The organism is Roseateles sp. P5_B10, assembly GCF_056400485.1.
In genome coordinates, this window is record NZ_JBFULE010000991.1 from 1 (window position 1) to 1,723 (window position 1,723).

Consider the following 1,723-nt stretch of genomic DNA (forward strand, 5'->3'; position numbering starts at 1 on the left):
CTGCAGCAGGGCAAGGGTGTGGCCTTTGTCAACGATGAGGTCTCGCTGCTGGATCAGCACGCCAAGCTCGGCGCGGCGTCGGCGCAGTACCGCATCCTGGAACAGAACATCAGCGTCGAGCCCCTGGCCATCGGCATTCGCAAGGGCGAGAAGCGCCTGAAGGCCGAGGTCGATGCCGCGCTGACCGGCCTGGAGAAGGGTGGCGAGGCCGACAAGCTGTTCGTCAAGTGGTATGGCCCGGACACACGTCTGAAGTTCCCCAAGCGCACCTTCAAGATCGACAGCGACAAGGTCGAAAGCTGATTCGTCGGTCTGTCTGATTGCAGCCGCCGCCTCACGAGGGCCGGCGGCTGCCTCGTTTCTGGTGAGCCCCCCAATGCCCGTCCTTTCCTTTGCCCCGCTGCTGCAGGGCGACTACCTCACCTGGCTGCTGCAAGGCCTGCGCCTGTCGCTGCTGCTGACCGGCCTGACGCTGCTGACCGCGCTGCCTTTGGCTGTCTTCATCGCGTTGCTGCGCCTGTCACCGTGGCGCGCGTTGCGCGTCATCGGAGAAGGCTATGTCGAGGCCGTGCGCTGCGTGCCGCTGCTGGTACACATGCTGTTCTGGTACTTTGGCGTGCCGGAGCTGCTGCCCGCCGGCATCAAGGAAAAGGTCTACGCCGGCAATATCGAGGTCTTCAGCGCCTGGGCCGCGCTGACGCTGTACACGGCCGCCTACATGAGCGAGGACATCCGCTCCGGCGTGCGGGCCGTGCCGGGCGCGCAGCTGGACGCGGCGATGGCCCTGGGCTTCAGCTTCCTGGCCGGCATGCGCCTGGTGGTGCTGCCGCAGGCCCTGCGCATCACGCTGCCACCGCTGCTGTCACAGACGCTCAACCTCTGGAAGAACACCAGCATCGCCACCGTCATCGGCGCGGCCGAGCTGATGACGCAGRCCCAGCGCGTCGAGTCGGCGAGCTTTCGCGGCTTCGAGACCTTTGCCCTCGTCACGGTGGCCTATCTGTCGGTGTCACTGGTGCTGACCGGCCTGGCGCAATGGGCGCTGCACCGCGTATCGCCGCAGGGGGCACGGCGATGAGTGAACTCGTCGACACCTACTGGCTCTACTTCCTCGTCGGCCAGTACCCGCACGGGCCGCTGGGCGGCCTGGCGCTGACCGTGATCCTCGCCACACTGGGCCTGGTGCTCGCGCTGCCGCTGGGCATCCTGCTGGGCCTGGCCCGCTTCAGCCCGAATCGCTGGCTGCGCCTGCCGGTGACCGGCTGGGTCTGGGTGGTGCGTGGCACGCCGCTGCTGATGGTGGTGTTCTGGGCCTATTTCTTCCTGCCCACGGTGACCGGCCACAAGACCGACCAGTTCAGCACCATGCTGGTCGCGCTGATCGTCTTCGACGCCGCCTATCTTGCAGAAATCGTCCACGCCGGCCTGCAGGCCCTGCCGAGGGGCCAGCTGCAGGCGTCAATGTCGCTGGGCATGACGCGCGGCCAGGCGCTGCATTCGGTGCTGCTGCCCCAGGCCTTGCGCCACATGCTGCCCTCGCTGATCAACCAGTTCGTCGCAACCATCAAGGAGACGTCGCTGGGCACCATCATCGGCCTCTCCGAGCTGTCCTTCATCGCCAACCAGATCAACGCCCAGGTGCTGGTCAAGCCGGTGGAGATCTATCTGACGCTGGCGGGGTGCTACTTCGTCATGTGCTTCGGGTTGACGCGCATCGCCAAGC

At 66.3% G+C, this 1,723-nt stretch carries 2 protein-coding genes and 1 pseudogene; all 3 read left to right on the forward strand.

Going from position 1 to position 1,723, the window contains the following annotated elements:
- A pseudogene (locus AC1DU6_RS30070) lies at positions 1 to 303 on the forward strand (amino acid ABC transporter substrate-binding protein); the annotation flags it as partial.
- 73 nt (positions 304 to 376) lie between these two features.
- On the forward strand, positions 377 to 1,078 hold the full coding sequence (locus AC1DU6_RS30075; RefSeq protein ID WP_477861699.1) for an amino acid ABC transporter permease: 702 nt from the start codon (positions 377 to 379) through the stop codon (positions 1,076 to 1,078).
- A partial coding sequence (locus tag AC1DU6_RS30080) for an amino acid ABC transporter permease (protein ID WP_477861701.1) occupies positions 1,075 to 1,723 on the forward strand: 649 nt, incomplete at its 3' end. The genes AC1DU6_RS30075 and AC1DU6_RS30080, both read left to right, overlap by 4 nt.